18 protein-coding genes are annotated in these 20,623 nt (G+C 74.2%); 14 read left to right on the plus strand and 4 right to left on the minus strand.

What is annotated here, in order from left to right:
• Window positions 1-825, plus strand: an 825-nt coding sequence (locus V1258_RS07445; protein WP_329749034.1) for an energy-coupling factor transporter transmembrane component T family protein, incomplete at its 5' end; no start/stop codon positions are given.
• 141 nt (window positions 826-966) lie between these two features.
• Here V1258_RS07445 and V1258_RS07450 read toward each other — a convergent pair.
• A complete protein-coding gene (locus V1258_RS07450) occupies window positions 967-1,872 on the minus strand; it encodes a phosphoribosylaminoimidazolesuccinocarboxamide synthase (RefSeq protein WP_329749035.1) in 906 nt (301 codons plus the stop codon).
• Complete coding sequence (gene purD / locus V1258_RS07455; protein ID WP_329749036.1) at window positions 1,869-3,149, minus strand: phosphoribosylamine--glycine ligase; 1,281 nt, start codon at window positions 3,147-3,149, stop codon at window positions 1,869-1,871. The genes V1258_RS07450 and purD overlap by 4 nt, the downstream gene beginning before the upstream one ends.
• An 82-nt stretch (window positions 3,150-3,231) precedes the next feature.
• On the opposite strand from purD, the gene truA reads away from it, so the two are divergent.
• From truA to cynS, 5 genes are all read left to right on the plus strand, one after another.
• On the plus strand, window positions 3,232-4,131 hold the full coding sequence (truA, locus tag V1258_RS07460) for a tRNA pseudouridine(38-40) synthase TruA (RefSeq protein WP_329749037.1): 900 nt from the start codon (window positions 3,232-3,234) through the stop codon (window positions 4,129-4,131).
• On the plus strand, window positions 4,128-5,228 hold the full coding sequence (locus tag V1258_RS07465) for a hypothetical protein (protein ID WP_329749038.1): 1,101 nt from the start codon (window positions 4,128-4,130) through the stop codon (window positions 5,226-5,228). Before truA ends, V1258_RS07465 begins: the two co-directional genes overlap by 4 nt.
• Window positions 5,229-5,615: 387 nt before the next feature.
• Window positions 5,616-6,059, plus strand: a complete 444-nt coding sequence (rplM, locus tag V1258_RS07470; RefSeq protein ID WP_329747510.1) for a 50S ribosomal protein L13 — start codon at window positions 5,616-5,618, stop codon at window positions 6,057-6,059.
• 52 nt (window positions 6,060-6,111) lie between these two features.
• The gene (gene rpsI / locus V1258_RS07475) at window positions 6,112-6,612 is read left to right on the plus strand and encodes a 30S ribosomal protein S9 (protein ID WP_329749039.1); all 501 of its coding nucleotides are present in this window, start codon (window positions 6,112-6,114) and stop codon (window positions 6,610-6,612) included.
• Window positions 6,613-7,128: 516 nt separating this feature from the next.
• Entirely contained in the window at window positions 7,129-7,590 is a 462-nt protein-coding gene (cynS, locus tag V1258_RS07480; RefSeq protein WP_329749040.1) for a cyanase, read from the plus strand.
• Between the two features lie 313 nt (window positions 7,591-7,903).
• Here cynS and V1258_RS07485 read toward each other — a convergent pair whose 3' ends face one another.
• Entirely contained in the window at window positions 7,904-11,263 is a 3,360-nt protein-coding gene (locus V1258_RS07485) for a DEAD/DEAH box helicase (protein WP_329749041.1), read from the minus strand.
• 67 nt (window positions 11,264-11,330) lie between these two features.
• Here V1258_RS07485 and glmM point away from each other — a divergent pair, with 67 nt between their 5' ends.
• Complete coding sequence (gene glmM / locus V1258_RS07490; protein ID WP_329749042.1) at window positions 11,331-12,677, plus strand: phosphoglucosamine mutase; 1,347 nt, start codon at window positions 11,331-11,333, stop codon at window positions 12,675-12,677.
• Between the two features lie 49 nt (window positions 12,678-12,726).
• Here the strand turns inward: glmM and coaA are convergent, their stop codons facing one another.
• On the minus strand, window positions 12,727-13,683 hold the full coding sequence (coaA, locus tag V1258_RS07495; RefSeq protein ID WP_329749043.1) for a type I pantothenate kinase: 957 nt from the start codon (window positions 13,681-13,683) through the stop codon (window positions 12,727-12,729).
• A gap of 161 nt (window positions 13,684-13,844) precedes the next feature.
• Between coaA and glmS the strand changes: the two genes are divergently transcribed.
• From glmS to V1258_RS07530, 7 genes are read left to right on the plus strand one after another with little or no spacing between them, the layout of a single operon-like run.
• Window positions 13,845-15,713 (plus strand): glutamine--fructose-6-phosphate transaminase (isomerizing), encoded by a 1,869-nt coding sequence (glmS, locus tag V1258_RS07500; RefSeq protein ID WP_329749044.1) that lies wholly within the window; start codon window positions 13,845-13,847, stop codon window positions 15,711-15,713.
• A gap of 10 nt (window positions 15,714-15,723) precedes the next feature.
• Window positions 15,724-16,170, plus strand: coding sequence for a holo-ACP synthase (locus tag V1258_RS07505; protein WP_329749045.1), 447 nt, complete (start codon window positions 15,724-15,726; stop codon window positions 16,168-16,170).
• Window positions 16,167-17,657: an NAD(P)H-hydrate dehydratase gene (locus tag V1258_RS07510; protein WP_329749046.1), complete on the plus strand. Its 1,491-nt coding sequence runs from the start codon at window positions 16,167-16,169 to the stop codon at window positions 17,655-17,657. Before V1258_RS07505 ends, V1258_RS07510 begins: the two co-directional genes overlap by 4 nt.
• Window positions 17,658-17,670: 13 nt before the next feature.
• Entirely contained in the window at window positions 17,671-18,843 is a 1,173-nt protein-coding gene (alr, locus tag V1258_RS07515) for an alanine racemase (RefSeq protein WP_329749047.1), read from the plus strand.
• Window positions 18,840-19,364, plus strand: a complete 525-nt coding sequence (gene tsaE, locus V1258_RS07520) for a tRNA (adenosine(37)-N6)-threonylcarbamoyltransferase complex ATPase subunit type 1 TsaE (RefSeq protein ID WP_329747520.1) — start codon at window positions 18,840-18,842, stop codon at window positions 19,362-19,364. The genes alr and tsaE overlap by 4 nt, the downstream gene beginning before the upstream one ends.
• On the plus strand, window positions 19,364-20,044 hold the full coding sequence (tsaB, locus tag V1258_RS07525) for a tRNA (adenosine(37)-N6)-threonylcarbamoyltransferase complex dimerization subunit type 1 TsaB (RefSeq protein ID WP_329749048.1): 681 nt from the start codon (window positions 19,364-19,366) through the stop codon (window positions 20,042-20,044). The genes tsaE and tsaB overlap by 1 nt, the downstream gene beginning before the upstream one ends.
• 1 nt (window position 20,045) lies before the next feature.
• Window positions 20,046-20,543, plus strand: coding sequence for a GNAT family N-acetyltransferase (locus V1258_RS07530; RefSeq protein WP_329749049.1), 498 nt, complete (start codon window positions 20,046-20,048; stop codon window positions 20,541-20,543).
• The last annotated feature ends 80 nt before the right edge of the window (window positions 20,544-20,623 follow it).

Consider the following 20,623-nt stretch of genomic DNA (forward strand, 5'->3'; position numbering starts at 1 on the left):
CCCCCCCGCTTTCCCGTCCCCTCTCCCTCTTCCGCCGAGGACGGGACGGACCGGCCGCTCACCGCGCTCGAGGACCCACCGCGGCACCGCGCCCTGCTCGCCCGCCGGGATCCCGCGGTGCTGTTGGGACTGCTGACGGCGCTGAGCGTGGTCTGCATCGCCCTGACCGATCCGATCCCGCTGCTCCTGCTCCACCTGCTCCTCGCGAGCGGCGCGATGATCGGGCTGCGGATCGGGCCGCTCGCCCTCCTGCGCGCGCAGGCCCCGTTCCTCCCCTTCGCCGCCGGGGTGCTCGTGGTCAACGTGCTCAGCCGTCCCGGGCACGAGCCGTGGCCGGATCTGCCCGTGCGGGTCACCACCGAGGGGATCGTCCTCGGCACCGCCCTCGCCCTGCGGGCGCTGGTCATCGGGCTCGGCGCCGCAGTGGTGCTGCGTGCCTCGGATCCCGGGCGCACCCTGACCAGCCTGCGCGTCCACGCCCGGCTGCCGGCCCGCATCGCCCTCGCCCTCCTCGCGGGGCTGCGACTGCTCGAGGACCTGCCCCGGCGCTGGTCGACGATCCTCCGCGCGCACCGCCTGCGTCGGCCGTCCGCCCCAGACGGGAATCCCGTGCGGCTCGGCCCGCGCGCGCTGATGACCTGCGCCTTCGCGCTGCTGGTCGACGCGATCCGCTCCTCGGCCCGGATCGCCTTCGCCCTCGAGAGCCGGGGCGTCGCCGCGGCGAAGCGGACCTGGTGGCGCAGCGCCCCGCTCGGCGCGGGCGATGCCGCGCTGGTCCTCGCGATCGCGGGCATCGTCACCGCGGTGCTGCTGCTCAGCGTCTGAGCGAAGGACTGCGCCGCAGGTGCCGCCGGGCCGCGGGCCTTAGCGGCGGAGCGCGGCGGGGGCTCCGCACGGCGACGACGTCCTCCTCGACCTGCTGGATCCGCGCCCCCGTGCGTGTCCCGTCGCCCCCGCGCGCGCGGCTCAGAAGCTGGTGCCGGTCAGGCGCTCGTAGGCCTCGACATAACGGGCGCGGGTCTGGGCGACGACCTCGGCCGGCAGCTCAGGTGGCGGGGTGTTCGAGCCGCGGTGCCAGCCGGAGGCGGAGGAGGTGAGCCAGTCCCGCACGAACTGCTTGTCCAGGCTCGGCTGGACGCGGCCCTCGACGTAGGTGTCCGCGGACCAGAAGCGGGAGGAGTCGGGGGAGAGCACCTCGTCGCCCAGCAGCAGCCTGCCGTCGGTGCGGGAGTGCCCGAACTCGAGCTTGGTGTCGGCGAGCAGGATGCCGCGCTCGGCGGCGACGGCGCGGGCCCGCTCGTAGACCGCGAGGGTCAGCTCGGCGAGCTCGTCCGCGAGCTCCTCGCCCAGCAGGTCGCGGGCCTGGGCGACGGTGATGTTCTCGTCGTGCGCCCCGGCCTCCGCCTTGGTCGAGGGGGTGAACAGCGCGGGATCCAGGCGCGAGGCCTCGACCAGCCCCGTCGGCAGCACGTGACCGCCCACCGAGCCGCCGGCCCGGTAGTCGGCGAGGCCCGAGCCGGTGAGATAGCCGCGCGCGATGCACTCCAGCGGCACCATGTCCAGGCCCCGGCAGCGCAGGGCCCGGCCCGCGACGGCGTCCGGGACGTCGGTCGCGGAGAGCACGTGATGGGGGACCAGGTCCTCGAGCTGGGCGAACCAGAAGACGCTGATGCCGGTGAGCAGCCGCCCCTTGTCGGGGATCCCGGGCTGCAGCGAATGGTCGTAGGCGCTGATCCGATCGGTCGCGACGACCAGCACCTCCTCGGCCGCGTCAGGCGCGACGCCCGCAGGGACGTACAGCTCGCGCACCTTCCCGGAGACGACATGGTCCCAGCCGGGCAGGTCGGGGGCGGAGATCAGCGGCGTGCTCATGCGCGGTCCTCCGCATCGGCGGCGGCGAGGGCGATGTCCCCGCGGTGGTGGGAGCCCTCGAGCTCGATCGCGCGGGCCCCGGCGAGGGCGATCTCCCGGGCGGCGGAGAGCGTCGGCCCGGTGCCGACGACGGTCAGCACGCGCCCGCCGGCGCTGCGCAGCACCCCGTCCTCGCCGCGGGAGGTCCCGGCGTGCAGGACATGGGCGCCGAGCGCCTCGGCGGCCTCGATCCCGCCGATCGGGTCCCCGGTGCGGGGCGCCGCGGGGTAGCCGGCGGAGGCGACGACGACGGTCACGGCCGCCTCGTCGCTCCAGACGGGGGCATCGACGGCGGCGAGCTCGCCGCGGGCGGCGGCGTGCAGCAGCGGCGCGAACGGGGTCGTGAGCCGCTCGAGGACCACCTGGGTCTCGGGGTCGCCGAAGCGGGCGTTGAACTCCACCACCCGCAGGCCGCGGGAGGTCAGCGCGAGACCGCAGTACAGGATGCCGACGAACGGCGTGCCCCGGCGGGCCAGCTCCGCGATCGTGGGCCGGGCGACGTGGGCGACGATCTCGTCGACCAGACCCTCTGGCGCCCAGGGCAACGGCGAGTAGGCGCCCATGCCGCCGGTGTTCGGGCCCTCGTCTCCGTCGAGGGCGCGCTTGAAGTCCTGGGCGGGCGCGAGGGGCACCACGTCGGTCCCGTCGCTCACGCAGAACAGGGACACCTCCGGGCCGTCGAGGTACTCCTCGAGCACCACCTGGCCGCCCGCGGCGAGCACCGCCTCGCCGTGGGCGAGGGCGGCGGCGCGATCGGCGGTGACGACCACGCCCTTGCCGGCGGCGAGCCCGTCGGCCTTGACCACGAAGGGCACATCGCCCAGCGGGTTCACCCGGTCCAGGCCCGCGGGGAGGGCGTCCGGGGAGGTCACGGTCACGGAGGCGGCGGTGGGCACGCCCGCGGCGGCCATGATCTCCTTCGCCCAGGACTTGCTGCCTTCGAGGCGGGCGGCCTCGGCCGACGGGCCGAAGACGTCGATCCCCGCCTCCCGCAGGCGGTCCGCGGCCCCGGCGACGAGCGGCGCTTCCGGTCCGACCACCACCAGGTCGACGCCGAGCTCGCGGGCCAGGGCGACCTGGCCGTCGAGGTCGTCGAGCGCGACGGGATGGCAGGTGGCGAGCTGCGCGATGCCGGGGTTGCCGGGCGCGGCGTGCAGCTCGGGGGCGGGGCGGTCGGCGGCGAGGCGACGGGTGATCGCGTGCTCGCGGCCTCCGGAGCCGATGACGAGGATCTTCACGCGGCACAGGGTACCGACGGCCCCGGCGGCCCCGCGGAGGTGCCCAGGGGGCGGTCTCCGGTCCGCCGCTACGATCGCTGGCATGCCCGAACCCGCGACCCCCACCACCCGGCTGCGACTCGACCTCTCCTATGACGGCACCGCCTTCCACGGCTGGGCCGATCAGCCCGGTCAGCGCACCGTCCAGGGCGAGCTCGAGCGGGCCCTAACCCAGATCACGCGTGTGCCCGTGCGGGTCACGGTCGCCGGCCGCACTGACGCCGGGGTCCATGCCCGCGGCCAGGTCTGCCACCTCGACCTTCCCGACGCCGTGCTCGCCACGATCCCCGGCCGCTCCGACCGCGCGCCCGCCGAGGCGCTCGTCACCCGGCTCGAGGGCGTGCTCCCGGACGACCTCGTGGTGCATCTCGCCCGCGAGGTGAGCGACGAGTTCGACGCCCGCTTCGGAGCGCTGTGGCGCCGGTACCGCTACCGCATCTCCGACGGCCCGACCGCCCACGACCCGCTGCGCCGGGACGTCCTGCGGCACCGTCGGCCCCTGGATGTCGCCGCGATGGCGCGCGCGAGCGCCCCGCTGCTCGGCGAGCACGACTTCCTCTCCTTCTGCCGCCCGCGCGTCGGCGCGACCACCGTGCGCGAGCTGCGGGAGCTGACCTGGGAGCGGCCGGGGGAGGGGCGGGCCGACGAAGGCCTCGTCGTCGCGACCGTCGTCGCCGACGCCTTCTGTCACCACATGGTCCGTTCCCTCGTCGGGGCGCTTCTCGGCGTGGGGGAGGGGCGGCGCCCCGAGAGCTGGCCGGCTGAGGTGCTTGCCGCGCGCACCCGCGAGTCCGCGACGCGGGACAGCGCGGGGGCGGCGCCGCTGTGCCCGCCGCAGGGGCTGACCCTCGAGCACGTCGCGTATCCGCCGGACGAGGAGCTCGCCGCCCGCGCGCATCTCGCCCGCGCGCGGCGGGGGCCTGTGAGATCCTCGACCTCATGACGGAGGGGACGACGACGGGCCGGCAGTTCCTCGAGGCGCTCGCGGAGCATCGCGCGGTGGCCGCGAACCGCCGCCCGCCCACCGCGGCCGATGCCGTCCCCGGCGCGCCGCCCGTGCCCCGCCACCCGTTCATCGACGTGGCCCTGGAGGCCCTCGCGCGCCGGGCCGCGACGATCGAGCCCGAGAGCGCGGACGATCCGCTGTGCGCGGTGCGGCAGCTCGACCGGCCCTACTGGTTCACCCGGCGCGTGGCGACCACGGTGCGCACAGCGCGTCCCGGCGGGGTCGGGAACCCGCCCCTGCTCCCGGACCTCGGGTGCCTGCTGCTGGCCGGCGGGCTGCTCGAGGTGGCGGACCTCGAGCGGGCCGCGGAGGGGTCGCGGGAATCGGTGGCGGAGCGCTTCGGTCGCGCGATCGTCTACCGCCACCTCGCCGACGGCGACCTGGAGGCCGCCACCGCCGCCGCGGCGCATCCCCGACTGGCGAGCATGCCGGAGATCGGCTGGCGGGCGATCGGAGACCACCACGCCCGGCGCGGCGACGCCGAGGCCTTCCTCGCGCTCTGGACCCGCTACAACACCCGCACCGAGAAGCAGTGGATCCAGGAGGCCCGCCGCACCCTGGTGGAGCAGGTCAGCCGGCATCACGGCTGGCGCGACGGACTGGCGGCGGCGCACCGCCCGCGGATCAGCACCGCCGGGACCCGCGACGAGCTGATCCGCGTCGCCCTCGGTCCCCTCGCCGAGTCGGTGCGCGAGCCGGAGCTGGTCGAGCTGCTGGACAGCGCGCCCGAGCTCGCCGAGGTGGGGGCGCTCGACCGGCTCGACCTGCGCGTCCGCTCCCTGCGCGCCCATGGCGAGGACCGCGCCCTCCACACCGACCACCCCGCACTGCGACCGCTGCTCGACGAGGTGATCGCCGTGGACCCCACGACCTCCCGGAACGTGATGCGCGTCCGGGACCGGATGCTGGTGGACCTGTGGCCCGCCGTCGGCACCGCGCCGACGCTCGCCGAGCTGCGCCGCGCCCTGCGGACCCCCGCCTGGAAGCGCGAGACCGCCGTCCTGCACGACGACATCAAGCCGCCGTCGGCCTGAGCCGGAGCGGGGGCGAGCCGAGCGGAGCGGGGGCGAGCCGAGCGGAGCGGGGTCGAGCCGAGCGGAGCGGAGTCGGGCAGAGCCGGGCGGAGTCTGGCGCAGATCACAGCCGGAGGACCCGCCCGCGCGTTGACGCTCGTCGTCGGGGCCCCGTACGATGAGCGGTCGTTGTGCCTTGGTGCGTGCCCACCTCTGCAGCCGAGACCAGATCTCCGGCGCGAGGAGGGGTCTCACCCGCACCCAGGACCGTCGCCGCGTCGTAGGCGGAACGGGACGGGCACGACGTGTGAGGCCATGCTTTTTCCGAGGAAGCGTGTCCACGGTCCATCGAACCGTGCCCGCGAGCCCAGTGCTCGCAGGGCACTCTGACGAGAGAAGAAGGCACGAGTGCGTACGTTCACCCCGAAGCCCGACGATGTCGAGCGTTCCTGGTACGTCATTGACGCAACCGATGTCGTCCTCGGCCGGCTCGCTTCCCAGGCTGCTCAGCTGCTCCGGGGCAAGCACAAGCCGGTCTTCGCACCCCACGTGGATGCAGGCGACTTCGTGATCATCATCAACGCCGACAAGGTGGCGCTGACCGGTAACAAGCGGGAGACCAAGCTGGCCTACCGCCACTCCGGCTACCCCGGCGGCCTCCGCGGCGTCCCCTACTCCGAGCTGCTCGAGAAGCGCCCGGAGCGTGCGGTGGAGAAGGCCGTCCGCGGCATGCTCCCCAAGAACAAGCTCGCTGATCAGCAGATCAAGAAGCTGAAGATCTACTCGGGCTCCGAGCACCCCCACGGTGCGCAGCAGCCCGTCCCCTTCACCATCGACCAGGTGGCGCAGTAAGCGGGGGCGTCCCGCCACTCCGCCCTGCCGCACGGAAAGTTCTAGGAGAACCGTGACTGAGACCACCCCCGACACCCTCGAGGCCGTGACCGACGAGGATGCCCCGTCGAGCTACACCACCGAGTCCACCGGCGAGGCCGCGGTCGGCGCCGGCCAGTCGGCCACCGCGCCGGGCTACGGCACCGGCCGCCGCAAGCGCGCCATCGCCCGCGTCCGCCTGATCCCCGGCTCCGGCCAGTGGACCATCAACGGCCGCACCCTCGAGGACTACTTCCCGAACAAGGTGCACCAGCAGGAGGTCAACGACCCCTTCACGGTGCTCGACCTCCAGGGTCGCTTCGACGTCATCGTCCGCCTCACCGGCGGCGGCCCCTCGGGCCAGGCCGGTGCGGTGCGCCTGGGCGTGTCCCGCGCGCTGAACGAGATCGACGCCGAGCACAACCGCCCGACCCTCAAGAAGGCCGGGTTCCTGCGCCGCGACGCTCGCATCATCGAGCGCAAGAAGGCCGGCCTCAAGAAGGCCCGCAAGGCGCCGCAGTACTCCAAGCGCTGATCGACCGCGGAGCCCTTGCTCCGCCGCGATCCCGCTGTGCGCACGATGCCCTCGACCTCCGGGTCGGGGGCATCGTCGCGTTCGGGGGCCGGGGTGGCCGGGTCCTGTGCAGTTCAGGTGGGTCAGGACCGCGGTGCGGATTGGTCAGTGACCGGCGCGTAGCGTTCCAGTACGGATATATAGCCGTACTGATACGCCACACGCCAGTACTCGACGGCAGGAGACTCCTCGCGCCCAGGCCCCCACTGCAGCGGTCGCGGTCAGGCTCGGCGAGGGGGCATGGTCAGTGACCGGCGCGTAGCGTTCCAGTACGGATATATGGCCGTACTGCAACGCCAGACGCCAGTACTCGACCATGGCCGCGACCAGTCCGGCACCCGTCGCGGGCCGGGCACCCCGTCACCGGACCGGGCACCGCGTGACCGGACCGTGACGGAGCGACTCGGAGCCCGGACCCCCACGCTCCTGCCCGGCGCATCCGGCGAGCCTGTCCTCACCACGACGAGAGGACGGGACATGGACCTGATCGAGAAGCGGACCGCCGGCGAGATCATCGACGCGCGGCGCCGGGCAAAGGGGCTGACCTGGGCGCAGCTCGCCGAGGCGAGCGGACGGCCCGTGGTGTGGCTGACCTCGGCGGTTCTCGGCGCGCACCCGGTCCCCGAGGAGGTCGCCGCGACGCTCGCGGAGCAGCTGGAGCTCGAGGACGACCTGGTCGAGGCCCTGCGGCGGCAACCGTATCGGACGATCGATCCCGAACTGCTCTCCGACCCCACCATCTACCGCTTCCAGGAACTGATCCAGGTCTACGGCCCGGCGCTCAAGGCCCTGATCCACGAGGAGTTCGGCGACGGGATCATGAGTGCGATCAACTGCTCGATCGACCTGCGCCGTGGCAGCCACCCCGGCGGCGACCGCGTGGTCCTCACGATCGACGGGAAGTTCCTGTCCTACGACTGGGTGGCCAGCGAGGGGTGAGCCGCTCGGGGCAACGGCCCCGCGGTGCAATGCGATCGTCCGCATCGTGCCGTTATCCCGCCGGCCGCCCCGTCGAAGGAGACCCTGTGGCCGTCGCCAGCCCGCCGCGCGCCTCGGCGCTCTCGCTCCTCGCGACGGTGCCCTTCTACCGCGGCGCGGCCGCGGCGTTGTTCCTCTCCGGGCTCGGCTTCTCCGCCACCGCCCCTGCTCGTCGACGGGCGGACGATCGCGCGGGACGTCGGGGAGTACGGCGCCGCCGCGCCCGCCTTCGCGGACCGAGCGGGCCTCGGCACGGGGCGCGACTGCGGTCCGGTCAGCTGAGCAGCTCGCGCAGGTCCTCCGCGGTGACCGCGGTGCGGAAGGCCTCGCCGCCGTCGGTCAGGGCGTCGAAGAGCTCTGCTTTCCGCCGCTGCAGGGCGAGCACCTTCTCCTCGATCGTGTCCTCCGCGATCATCCGGTACACCATCACCGTGCGGTCCTGGCCGATGCGGTGCGCACGATCCACGGCCTGCGCCTCCGCCGCCGGGTTCCACCACGGGTCCAGCAGGAACACGTAGTCCGCCTCGGTGAGGGTGAGTCCGAAGCCGCCCGCCTTCAGCGAGATGAGGAACACCGGGGCTGTCCCCTCGCGGAAGGCGGAGACCACCCCGTCCCGGTCCCGGGTCGAGCCGTCCAGGTGCGCGTAGTCCACGTCCCGGCGGTCCAGCTCCGCCGCGACCAGGTCGAGGTACGAGGTGAACTGGCTGAACAGCAACACGCGGTGCCCGTCGCCGATCACCTCGGCGAGCCGGTCGAAGAGGGCCTCGAGCTTCGTCCCCGGCGCCTCGGCATGCTCCTCGGGATCCACCAGCCGCGGGTCGATCGCCATCATCCGCAGCAGCGTCAGGGAGCGGAACACGATGAACCGCGAGCGCTCGAGGTCGGTGTCGATCAGCCCCAGCACCTTCTTCCGCTCGCGCTGCAGCACGGCGTCGTAGGCGGCGCGGTGCTCGGGGCTCAGCGTGACCGTGAGGACCTGCTTCTGCTTGGGCGGGAGCTCCGCGGCGACCAGCTCCTTCGTCCGACGCAGCAGGAAGGGGCGCACGCGGCGACGCAGCTGCGCCATCCGCTGCGGGTGCTCCCCGGTCTGGATCGGCAGGGTGTATCGCTGGCGGAAACCGGTCGACCCGCCCAGCAGCCCCGGCGCCACCAGGTCGGAGATAGCCCATAGGTCGTCGAGCGAGTTCTCCATCGGGGTGCCGGTGATCGCGAGGCGGAACGGGGCGGGCACGCGCTTCGCCGCGAGGTGGGTGCGGGAGCGGCGGTTCTTCACGAACTGCGCCTCGTCCAGCACGAGCCCCGCGACGGGATGGTCGGCGAAGGCCTCCTCGTCACGGCGCAGCACCGCATAGCTGGTGACCACGAGATCCGCGCCGAGCATCTCGGCGGACAGCTCCGTGCCGCGCGCCGCGGAGGTCGCCTCGAGCACGCGCACCCGCAGCCCCGGCGTGAACCGTTCCGCCTCGCGCCGCCACACCGGCAGCACCGACGACGGCGCGACCACGAGGAAGGGCGGGGCCGACGGGGTCAGCTCGCGGGCCCGCGCGATCAGCGCCAGGACCTGGAGGGTCTTGCCGAGGCCCATGTCGTCGGCGAGGATCCCGCCGAGTCCCTGCTCGTGCAGGAAGGACAACCAGGTGAACCCCTCCCGCTGGTAGGGGCGCAGGTCCGCCTGCAGGCCCGCGGGCAGCGGCGGCTCGTGGATCGTCTCGAGATCGCGCAGGGCGCCGACGCCGCGGGACCAGCTCTGGGCGGCCTCCGCCTCGTCGGCCATCTCCTGCAGCTCGTCCCACAGGTCCACCTGGAAGCGCGATATCCGCTGTACCTCGGGCTCCCACTCGGCGAGCGCCTCGCCCTCGCGGATCAGCTCCCGCAGCGTGTCGAAGGCCGGATGGTCGAGGGAGAAGTAGGTGCGATCGGGCATGAGCAGCCGGTCCTTGCCGCGGGCGAGGGCGACGAACAGGCTCGGGAAGGGGATCTGGCGGCCGTCGATCGTGATCTCGAAGCCGAGGTCGAACCAGTCGTTGCGGCCCGGGGACTGCCACTGGGTGACGCGCACCTGCGGGGCGCCGTCCAGCTCGCGATAGGCGTGGCGGGTGCCGCCCAGCTCCACCTCCACGTGGTCCATCGCGTCGAGGCGGTCCAGCACGTGCTCCGAGAAGCTCGCGGTGTCCGCCCCGCTGAGCAGCTCGGGGGTGGCGGAGCCGGCCGTCGGCCACAGCGTCATCGCGGCGGCGATCACCTCCTCCTCGTGGGCGATGTCGCGCCGCGCCCCCTGCCGCTGGTCGATGGGGAGGCTGCGCTCGGGATCGTGGTAGCGCCAGGACCAGCGCAGGGTGAGCCGGTCACCGTCCGCGTAGGAGGCGAGCAGGTGCAGGGTGGGACGGGGTGCGGCGGGCAGGTCCACGCTGCCGTCACCGCTGGTCACGGAGGTGAGGGTGCGCAGCTGCGGGTAGGCGACCTCGACGAACGCCGTCCGGTCCGCGGCGGGCACGGCGAGCGGGCTGCGGCGCTGCAGCAGGCCACGCAGCTCGCGGGGGATCGCGGTGGGCAGCGGGGCGAGGCGCAGCGCGAGCGCGGCGTCGTGGGCGCGGACCTCGAGCACCCCGGCACCGCCGAGCAGCCGCGCCTCCGGCGCGGGCTCCCCGTCGAGGGTGATCCGGGGGAGCACGTAGAGGTCACCGTTCGACGCCGCCTCCTCGCCCTCCTCGCCGACCTCACTGCTCTCGTTCTCCTCGCCCTGCTCGACCTCCTCGCCGAGCCGGAGGTCCAGACCCGCCTCCGCGGAGGTGAGCAGGGTGACGGCGGTCAGCCCCTCCCCGGGCAGCAGCTCCACGCCCGCGGCGACGGCATGGGCGAGGGCCTGCCACATCAGGGGGGAGCTGATCGAGTTCAGCCACAGGTGCTCGACGGCGCCGCTGGTGTAGGTGCGCTCGGTGCCCGCGGCGGCGAACACGCGGGCCAGGGCCTCGGCCTGCACCGAATCCAGATCGCGGGAGGCCGTGCGGGACTCGAAGGTGCGCCACGAGAGGTCGCCCTGGATCCAGGTGCCCTTCGACCCGCGGGTCACGGGGCGCAGCCCCACCCAGAACTCGTCCCCCGCGGCGACGTGCGCGGGCGTCGCGGGCTGCCGCTTGCCGCGGGAGGCGGCGGATCCGGCCGGCCCGGCCTCGAGGTCCACCCGCACCGCCACCGGGCGCACGGCCGACGTCGTCGCGGTGCCGCGCAGCAACGGCCGCAGCACGCTGCGCCACTCCGCGGGCGGAGCCTCCTGCTGCGCCCGGTCGGCGCGGTCGTTGAGGTGGTATAGCAGCGCCGCGACGTGCTCGCAGCCCTGTCCGGAGGTGCAGGTGCAGCGATCCGCGCTCGGCCGCCAGAGCCCGCCGGGGGAGGGACGCTGGAAACGGCGGGAGACGGCGTCCTCCGCGTACTCGGCGAGCTCGACCCGCGGAGCCTGCACCGCGCCGTCGTCGTCGGTGACCGTCGCCGAGACCGTCACCGCCTCGGCATCCCAGGCGAGTCCGCGGACCCGGCCCTCGCGGGCGCGCGCGAGCCCGCGACCCGCCGTCCGGTCGCCGACGTGGTGGCTGATGGCGGAGGGCAGCACGCGGGGGAGGAGGGCGTCGTCGGGCATACCCTCCAAAGTATCCGCCACCGGGTACTCTCACAGCGGATCACCGACCCCCTGTGAGGAGAACCCTGTGGCACGACTCTTCGGCACCGACGGAGTGCGCGGACGCGCGAATGGCGACATCACCGCGGAGCTCGCGGTCGAGCTCTCGGTGGGGGCGGCCCATGTGCTGGGCACCCTCGGCGCGTTCGGCGGCACCCGGCCGCGGGCGATCGTGGCGCGGGACACGCGTCCCTCGGGCGACTTCCTCTCCGCGGCGGTGTGCGCCGGGCTCGCCTCGGCGGGCGTCGACGTCGAGGACGCGGGTGTGCTGCCGACCCCCGGCCTCGCTCATCTCGTCCAGGCCACCGGGGCGGACCTCGGCGTGATGATCTCCGCCTCCCACAACCCCGCTCCCGACAACGGCATCAAGTTCTTCGCGCGCGGCGGCACCAAGCTGCCCGACGAGGTGGAGGACGCGATCGAGGCGCGGCTGCACGAGGAGTGGGACCGCCCCCAGGGCACCGACGTCGGCACCATCACCCGCTACGAGGGCGCGATCGAGCAGTACGTCGCCCATCTCGTCTCCACCCTGGACCGCTCCCTCGAGGGACTCACCGTCGTCGCCGACTGCGCCAACGGTGCTGCCGCCGTGACCGGCCCGGAGGCGCTGCGCCGCGCCGGCGCCACCGTCCACGTGATCGGCGACTGCTCCGACGGCGGGCTGATCAACGACGGCGTCGGCTCCACCCACCTCGGCCCGCTGCAGGCCGCGGTGCGCGAGCACGGCGCGGACATCGGTGTCGCCTTCGACGGCGACGCGGACCGCTGCCTCGCGGTCGACGCCGCCGGCGAGGAGATCGACGGCGACCAGATCATGGCCATCCTCGCCCTCGACCTCAAGGAGCGCGGGAAGCTGCACGACGACACCCTGGTGGTGACCGTGATGAGCAACCTCGGCCTCAAGCTCGCCATGCGCGAGCACGGGATCGTGCTGGGCCAGACCGGCGTGGGCGACCGCTACGTGCTCGAGGAGATGAACCTCGGCGGCTACTCGATCGGCGGCGAGCAGTCCGGCCACGTGATTCTCGCCGAGCACGCGACCACCGGCGACGGCGAGCTCACGGCCCTCCACCTGCTGCAGCGCATGGCCGAGACCGGCCGCAGCGCCGCCGACCTGAAGGCCGTCATGACCCGTCTGCCGCAGGCGCTGATCAATGTCAAGGACGTCGACAAGGCCAAGGCCACCATCGACCGCGGGGTCGCCGACGCGATCGCGGCCGCGGAGGCGGAGCTGGGCGAGTCCGGCCGGGTGCTGCTGCGCCCCTCGGGCACCGAGCCCGTCGTGCGTGTCATGGTCGAGGCGCCGAGCGACGAGCAGGCGACCGCGATCGCCGAGCGTCTCGCCGTGGTGGTGCGCGAGCGCGTCGGCCTCTGAGCCGGCGGGCGCCCGCCCCGGCGGGAGCCCTTTCCGGGCCCGCCCCGCCTCACACCTTGCGCATGAGCACCGAGTGCACCCGGTGCTCGGCGTCCTTCCGCAGCACCAGATCCGCGCGGCCCCGGGTGGGCAGCACGTTCTCGGTGAGGTTCGGGCCGTTGATGGTGCGCCAGATCCTCGACGCGGTCTGGCGCGCCTCCTCGTCGGTGAGCTCCGCGTAGCGGCGGAAGTACGAGCGTGGATCGGCGAAGGCCGTGGCTCGCAGCGCGAGGAAGCGGTCGACGTACCAGCGCTGGACGTCCTCGACCCGTGCGTCGACGTACACCGAGAAGTCGAAGAAGTCCGAGACCGCCATGCCCAGCCGCCCGTCGCGGCGCGGCCGCGCGGGCTGGAGGACGTTGAGCCCCTCGACGATCAGCACGTCGGGGCTCTCCACCACCACCCGCTCCTCCGGCTGGATGTCGTAGGTCAGGTGCGAGTACACGGGGGCCTCGACCCGCTCGTGCCCGGCTTTGACGTCCGAGACGAAGCGCAGCAGCGCGCGTCGGTCGTAGCTCTCGGGGAAGCCCTTGCGGTGCATGATCCCGCGCCGCTCGAGCTCGGCGTTGGGGTGGAGGAAGCCGTCGGTCGTCACCAGCTGCACCCGCGGGGTGTCCGGCCAGCGCGCCATCAACTCGCGCAGCAGACGCGCGGTGGTCGACTTGCCGACGGCGACCGAGCCGGCCACGCCGATCACGTACGGGGTCCGCTGCTGGTGCTGGTCCAGGAAGTGCTCGCGCGCCCGCCGCAGCCCCTGCGCGGACGCGACGTGGATGTTCAGCAGGCGGGAGATCGGCCGGTACACGGCGTCGACCTCGTGCAGGTCCATCCCGTCGCCGAGGCCGCGCAGCCGGTCGACGTCCTCCGCGGAGAGCGGCAGCGGGGTCTGCTGGGAGAGCCGTGCCCACTCCTCACGGGGGATCTCCGCGAACGGGGTGACGGTGCTCGACGTCGGCGCAGCCTTCATGCGGACGATTCTCGCCCATCCCGGGAGCGTGCGCGAACGTGACCGGTGCCGATCACGATCGGCCAGGGTCCGCCAGCACCCCCGGCGGGCGTGATCCATGACTCGCCCGACGGGGGTCCCGAGTCGAGCGAATCCGTCCGTCGTCCCCTAGGTTGAGCCCCATGTGTGGAATCGTCGGATACGCAGGCCCGCAGGCCGCAGCCCCCTCCTCCCGTCCCGTGGACGTCGCCCTCCAGGGCCTCGCCCGCCTCGAGTACCGCGGGTACGACTCCGCGGGAGTCGCCGTGATCGATGACGGCGCCGTGCGCGTCGAGAAGCGCGCCGGCAAGCTCGCGAACCTCCGCGAGGCCCTCGACGGTGCGACCGAGACCAGCGGCCGGGTCGCCATCGGCCACACCCGCTGGGCCACCCACGGCGCGCCCACCGACGGGAACGCCCACCCCCACCTCGGGGGCAAGGACGGCGAGCTCGCCCTGGTCCACAACGGCATCATCGAGAACTTCGCCGTGCTCCGCGCCGAGCTCGAGGCCGACGGCTTCACCTTCCGCTCCGAGACCGACTCCGAGGCCGCCGCCCATCTGGTGGCCCGCGAGATGGCGACCGCCGGCGACCTCACCGTCGCCCTGCGCGCCGCCGCGAACCAGCTCGAGGGCGCCTTCACCCTCCTCGCCGTCCACCGCGACCAGCCCGACCGCGTGGTCGCCGCGCGCCGCAACTCCCCGCTCGTCGTCGGCCTCGGCGAGGGCGAGAACTTCCTCGGCTCCGACGTCGCCGCCTTCGTGGACAACACCCGCGAGGCGCTCGAGATCGGCCAGGACCAGGTCGTCACGGTGACCGCCGACGACGTGGTCGTCACCGACTTCGCCGGCACCGAGATCACCGAGCAGAAGCGCTACTCCATCGAGTGGGACGTCACCGCCGCGCAGAAGGGCGGCTACGAGTCCTTCATGGCGAAGGAGATCCACGAGCAGGCCACCGCCGTCGCCGACACCCTCCGCGGCCGCATCGACTCCGGCGCCCTGCACCTCGACGAGATGAGCATCGACGAGTCGGTGCTGCGCAGCATCGACAAGATCATCGTCGTCGCCTGCGGCACCGCCGCGAACGCCGGCAACGTCGCCAAGTACGCGATCGAGCACTGGTGCCGGATCCCCACCGAGGTCGAGCTCGCCCACGAGTTCCGCTACCGCGACCCGATCGTCACCGAGAAGACCCTGGTCGTGGCGATCTCCCAGTCCGGCGAGACCATGGACACGCTGATGGCCATGCGGCACGCCCAGGAGCAGGGCGCGAAGGTCGTCGCGATCTGCAACACCTACGGCTCGACCATCCCCCGCGAGGCCGACGCTGCGCTGTACCTGCACGTCGGCCCCGAGATCGCGGTCGCCTCCACCAAGGCGTACCTCGGCCAGATCACCGCCTGCTACCTGCTGGGCCTCTACCTCGCCCAGGTGCGCGGCAACCTCTTCCCCGACGAGATCGCCGCCCTCATGGAGGACCTCGAGCAGCTGCCGACGCACGTGCAGACCGTGCTCGACGGCGCCGAGTCCGTCGAGCAGCTCGCGCAGGAGATGAAGGACGCGACCAGCGTGCTCTTCCTCGGCCGTCACGTGGGCTACCCGACCGCGCTCGAGGGCGCGCTCAAGCTCAAGGAGATCGCGTACATCCACGCGGAGGGCTTCGCCGCGGGCGAGCTCAAGCACGGCCCGATCGCCCTGGTCGACGAGGGCCAGCCGGTGTTCGTGATCGTCCCGTCCCCGCGCGGCCGCGACTCGCTGCACTCCAAGGTCGTCTCCAACATCCAGGAGGTCCGCGCCCGCGGCGCCCGTACCCTGGTGATCGCGGAGGAGGGCGACGACGACGTCCTGCCGTACTCGGACGTGGTGCTGCGCGTGCCCGCCACCCGCACCCTCTTCGCCCCGCTGCTGACCGTGATCCCGCTGCAGATCTTCTCCTGCGCCCTCGCCACCGCGAAGGGTCTGGACGTGGATCAGCCGCGCAACCTCGCGAAGTCCGTCACGGTCGAGTGATACTGCCGGGATGAGAATCGTCCCGCCGCCCGCGCCCGGCCCCTCCGAGTCCGCCGACTCGTTCGGGGGCCGGGCGTTCGGCGTCTCCGAGCGTTCGCTGATCGCGGGCACCGGCATCGACGTGGTCCACATCGAGCGCCTCGCGCGCATGATCGAGCGCACCCCGGCCCTCCTGGACCGTCTGCTGACCCCGGCCGAGCGGGGGCTGTCCGACGCCTCGCGCGCGGCGCGGGTCGCGGCGAAGGAAGCGGTCGGCAAGGCGCTCGGCTCGCCGGGGGAGTTCTCCTGGCAGGACGTCACGGTCGAGCGCGCCGCCTCGGGCCGCCCCCACCTGCGTCTGCGCGGCGCCACCCTGCGCGCCGCCGAGCAGCAGGAGGTCGAGCACCTGCACCTGTCCCTCTCGCACGACGGGGACGTCGCGACCGCCATCGTGATCGCCGAGCGGGGCCGGTCATGATCCGCGCGTACGGGGCGGCCGCGGTGCGTGCGGCCGAGGAGCCGCTGCTCGCGGCGGGCGAACCGCTCATGCTGCGCGCCGCCGAGGGGCTCTGCGCCCGGGTCCGGCTGCGCGGCGCCCGCCGGGTGCTGGTCCTCGCCGGGCGGGGCAGCAACGGCGGCGACGGCCTCTGGGCCGCGGCGCTGCTGCGGGCCGACGGGGTCCGGGCCGAGGCGCTCGCCGTCGCCGGGACCGTCCACGAGGGCGGGGCCGAGGCGCTGCGGCGCGCGGGCGGCACGGTGCACTCGCCCGAGCCGGAGCAGCTCGAGCAGACGCTGACCGCGTTGCTCCCCGGGACGGACCTGGTGCTCGACGCGATCGTCGGCCTCGGCGCCCGTCCTGAGGCGCCCTCGACCCTGCGCCCCCTGCTCGCGGCGGTGCGCGCCCAGCGGGTCCCGGTGCTCGCCGTGGACCTGCCGAGCTTCGTCGACGCCACCACCGGTGAGGCCGATCCGGACGCGCTCGTCGCCGCGGAGACCGTGACCTTCGGTGCCGTGAAGACCGGGCTGCTGCTGCCCGGCGGGGCGGAGCGGGCCGGGTCCGTCCACCTGGTGCCGCTCGGGATCGCCGCGCACCTGCCGGCCGCCGCCGAGGTCGAGCGGCTCGAGGACGCCGAGGCCGCCGCGCTCTGGCCGCACGCCCGCCCCGCGGACTCGAAGTACCGCCGCGGGGTCGTGACACTGCTGGCCGGAAGCGCCGAGTACCCCGGTGCCGCGGTCCTCGCCTGCTCAGGCGCCGCACGCGCCGGGGCGGGCATGGTGGGCCTGCTCGCCCCCGAGTCCGTGCGGGAGCTCGTGTGGCGCGTCCGTCCGGAGGTGGTCGGCCACCCGGTGGCCCCCGCGGAGCTGCCGCGCACGGACGTGCTCGTCGTCGGCCCCGGGCTCCCGCCGGACGACCCGCGGGCCGCGCGCGGCCTCGCCCTGCTCTCCCGACCCTCCGGACCCGGCGGCGGCGGCCCGGCGATCCGCCGCGGCGTGCTCGACGCGGGCGCCCTCGACGCGCTCGGCCCCGAGCACGCCCTCGGCCCCGACGTGGTCCTCACCCCGCACCGCGGCGAGGCGGAGCGGCTCGCCCGCCGGCTCGAGCTCGACCCGGATCTGCCCGGCCCGGAGCTGGCCCGCGCACTCGCCGCAGCGACCGGGGGGACCGTGCTGCTCAAGGGCGCGATCACCCTGATCGCCCCGGGCGGCGGCGGACCGCTGCGCAGCCAGGCCGACGGCCCCGCCCAGCTCGCCACGGCCGGCACCGGGGATGTGCTCGCCGGGATCCTCGGCGCCCTCCTCGGCGGCGGGCTGGACGGCCCCGACGCCGCCGCGCTCGCGACGCTGATCCACGGCCGCGCCGCGCATCGCGCGTCCCTCGGCGGGCGCGTGCCGCTCGTCGCCCTCGACGTCGCCGACGCCCTCCCGCACGCCCTCGGGACTATCCTGGCGAGCGCCCAGCCGTGATCCGAGGAGCCTGATGACCATCCCGATCCCCGCCGAGGACCCTCGGCACCTGCCCAATCGCGCCGTCATCGACCCTTCGGCCATCACGCAGAACACCCGCACCCTGACGGGCCTGCTCGAGGAGCACACCGCTCTCATGGCCGTCGTGAAGGCCGACGGCTACGGGCACGGGATGCTCTCCGCCGCCCGGGCCGCGGTCGAGGGCGGGGCGACCTGGCTGGGCGTCGCCCATCCCGCGAGTGCGCTGGCCCTGTCCCGCGCGGGCTTCGAGGTGCCGATCCTGACCTGGCTGTACGAGCCGGAGACGGCCGAGGCGATGATGCACGAGGTGATCGCCGCGGGGATCGACGTCTCCGTCGGGTCGCGGGCGATGCTCGAGCTCGTCTCCCGCGCCGCGCGCACCGCCGACCGTCGCGCCCGCGTGCACCTCAAGATCGACACCGGCATGGGCCGCGGCGGCGTCATGCCGCATGACCTGCGAGCTCTCGCCGCCGCCGCCCAGGAGGACGACGTCATCCAGATCGTCGCCGCCTGGACCCACCTGACCTCGGCCGATGATCCCGCGGACCCCGCGACTGATCAGCAGGTCGAGATCTTCGACTCCTCGGTCGAGGCGCTCGAGGACGAGGTCGGCCCGGTGCCGCTGCAGCATCTCGCGAACTCCGCGGCCCTGCTCACCCGGCCCGACCTGCATCGCGACATCGTGCGGCCCGGCATCGCCCTGTACGGCTGCCCGCCGGTCACCACCGACGTCCAGCTCCGGCCCGCGATGACCCTCACCAGCCGTCTCGCGATGGTCAAGGAGGTGCCCGCCGGGCAGAGCGTCGGCTACGGCCGCACCTATCGCACCGAGACGCCGACCCGCCTGGGCCTGGTCCCGATCGGCTACGCCGACGGCCTGCACCGGTCCGCGAGCGGCGGCGTCGACGTCGTCGTCCGCACCGCCTCCGGCGACCGTCGCGCGCGCCAGGTGGGCCGCATCAGCATGGACCAGATCGTGCTCGACCTCGGCCCGGACTCCTCCGCCCGCGCGGGCGACCGGGTGTTCCTCTTCGGCGACGCCAAGGGCGCCCCGAACGACCCCGCCGCCCCCACGGCCGAGGACTGGGCGCGCGCCGCGGGCACCATCCCCTACGAGGTGCTCACCTCCGTCTCCGGCCGGGTCTCGCGGGAGGTGCGCGCATGAGCGCCCTCGTCGTGCGGACGGCCGACGCCGACGGCACCCGCGCCGTCGCTCTCGCGCTCGCCGGCGCCCTGCGCGCCGGGGACCTGCTGGTTCTCGACGGCCCGCTCGGCGCGGGGAAGACCACCTTCACCCAGGGTCTCGGCACGGGCCTCGGCGTGCGCGGACCCGTCGCCTCCCCGACCTTCGTCATCGAGCGCGTGCACCCCTCGCTGAGCGGTGGCCCGGATCTCGTGCACGTGGACGCCTACCGGCTCGGCGGCGAGGGCGAGATCGACGACCTCGATCTCGAGGCCGATCTCGAGACCGCCGTGACCGTCGTCGAATGGGGCCGGGACCGGGTCGAGCACCTCGCCCCCTCGGTGCTGCGGATCGAGCTGCAGCGCCCCGACCGGGTCGAGGACCCCGAGGACCCCGACGAGCCGCGCACCCTGCGGCTCGTCCCGAGCGGCCCGCGCTGGGACCTCGCCGCCCTGCGGCAGGTGCTCGCGGAGGCCGGACTGACCGTGCAGGAGGAGAGCTGATGCTGCTGGGGATCGACACCTCGGGGGCGGTGAGCGTCGCCGTCGCCCGCGAGGGGGAGGTGCTCGCGGTCCGCACCGACACCCGCGCCCGCCACCACGACGAGGTGCTGCTGGCGCTGGTCGACGAGACGCTGCAGGCCGCAGGTGCGAGCCGTACCCAGCTCACCGGCGTGGTCGCCGGCCGCGGGCCCGGGCCCTTCACCGGACTGCGCGTGGGCCTGGTCAGCGCGCGCACGATCGCCTCCGTGCTCCAGGTGCCCCTGCACGGGCTGTGCTCCCTCGACGCCCTCGCGCACCAGGCGCTCGCGGCACATCCGGGGGCGGAGCCGCTCACCGTCGGTGTCGCCCTCGACGCCCGCCGCCGCGAGGTCTACCACGCCCGCTACCGCCGCGCGGAGGACGGCCGCCTCGAGCGGACCGGCGGCCCCGCCGTCGCGGCGCCCGCCGACGTCGCCGCCGAGCTCACCGCCTGCGACCTGCTCGTCGGATCCGGGACGGCGCTCTACCCCGACCTGCTGCCGGCGACGGATCCGCTCGAGCACGTCGACGCCGGGCACCTGCTGCTCGCCGCCGTCGAGTGCCTCGCCGCCGGGGAGGACCTCTCCGACACCGCGCCTCTGTACCTGCGCGAGCCCGACGCGGCGAAGCCGACCGCCCGCAAGTCCGCCCTGGGGCGCTGAGATGGCGGTCGCGGCAGAGGACGACGAGGGCCGGGCCCCACGGCGCGGCTGGGCGCTGCGCCCCGCGACCCTCGAGGACGTCGAGGAGATCGCCTTCGCCGAGCTCGAGCTGTTCCCCGAGGAGGCCTGGAACGTCTTCCAGGTCGCCGCGGAGATCGAACATCCCGATCGCCGCTACGTGATCGCGGCCGCCGGGGAGGAGGCCGAGCGGGGGCTGATCGGCTACGCCGGGATCATGCTCGCCGGGGACACCGCGGACCTCCACACCATCGGCACCCGGCGCCCCGGGGAGGGGATCGGCCGGGCGCTGCTCGGGTGGTGCGAGGAGCAGGCCCGCAGCGGCGGCGCGGCACGGCTCCTGCTCGAGGTGCGCGAGGACAACGACCGCGCCCGCGCCTTCTACACCACCGCCGGCTACGAGGAGATCGGCCGACGGCGGGCCTACTACCGGGTGCGCGACGGCTACGTCGACGCGATCGTCATGCAGCGCGAGCTCTGAGCGGCCGCTGCCGACTCGCGTCCGTCGTGTTTTTCGCCTGGAAAGGCCCCCCAACAAAACATGGGTCCCCTACCTCTTCC

Origin of the sequence: Brachybacterium sp. J153 (assembly GCF_036311905.1) — a bacterium.
Lineage (GTDB): Bacteria > Actinomycetota > Actinomycetes > Actinomycetales > Dermabacteraceae > Brachybacterium.

Bases quoted from the DNA above. Each gene is read 5' to 3' on its own strand.
- V1258_RS07450 (WP_329749035.1), bottom strand. From the start codon at position 1,872: ATGAGCACGCCGCTGATCTCCGCCCCCGACCTGCCCGGCTGGGACCAT.
- truA (WP_329749037.1), top strand. From the start codon at position 3,232: ATGCCCGAACCCGCGACCCCCACCACCCGGCTGCGACTCGACCTCTCC.
- V1258_RS07465 (WP_329749038.1), top strand. From the start codon at position 4,128: ATGACGGAGGGGACGACGACGGGCCGGCAGTTCCTCGAGGCGCTCGCG.
- cynS (WP_329749040.1), top strand. From the start codon at position 7,129: ATGGACCTGATCGAGAAGCGGACCGCCGGCGAGATCATCGACGCGCGG.
- V1258_RS07485 (WP_329749041.1), bottom strand. From the start codon at position 11,263: ATGCCCGACGACGCCCTCCTCCCCCGCGTGCTGCCCTCCGCCATCAGC.
- coaA (WP_329749043.1), bottom strand. From the start codon at position 13,683: ATGAAGGCTGCGCCGACGTCGAGCACCGTCACCCCGTTCGCGGAGATC.
- glmS (WP_329749044.1), top strand. From the start codon at position 13,845: ATGTGTGGAATCGTCGGATACGCAGGCCCGCAGGCCGCAGCCCCCTCC.
- V1258_RS07505 (WP_329749045.1), top strand. From the start codon at position 15,724: ATGAGAATCGTCCCGCCGCCCGCGCCCGGCCCCTCCGAGTCCGCCGAC.
- V1258_RS07510 (WP_329749046.1), top strand. From the start codon at position 16,167: ATGATCCGCGCGTACGGGGCGGCCGCGGTGCGTGCGGCCGAGGAGCCG.
- alr (WP_329749047.1), top strand. From the start codon at position 17,671: ATGACCATCCCGATCCCCGCCGAGGACCCTCGGCACCTGCCCAATCGC.
- tsaE (WP_329747520.1), top strand. From the start codon at position 18,840: ATGAGCGCCCTCGTCGTGCGGACGGCCGACGCCGACGGCACCCGCGCC.
- tsaB (WP_329749048.1), top strand. From the start codon at position 19,364: ATGCTGCTGGGGATCGACACCTCGGGGGCGGTGAGCGTCGCCGTCGCC.
- V1258_RS07530 (WP_329749049.1), top strand. From the start codon at position 20,046: ATGGCGGTCGCGGCAGAGGACGACGAGGGCCGGGCCCCACGGCGCGGC.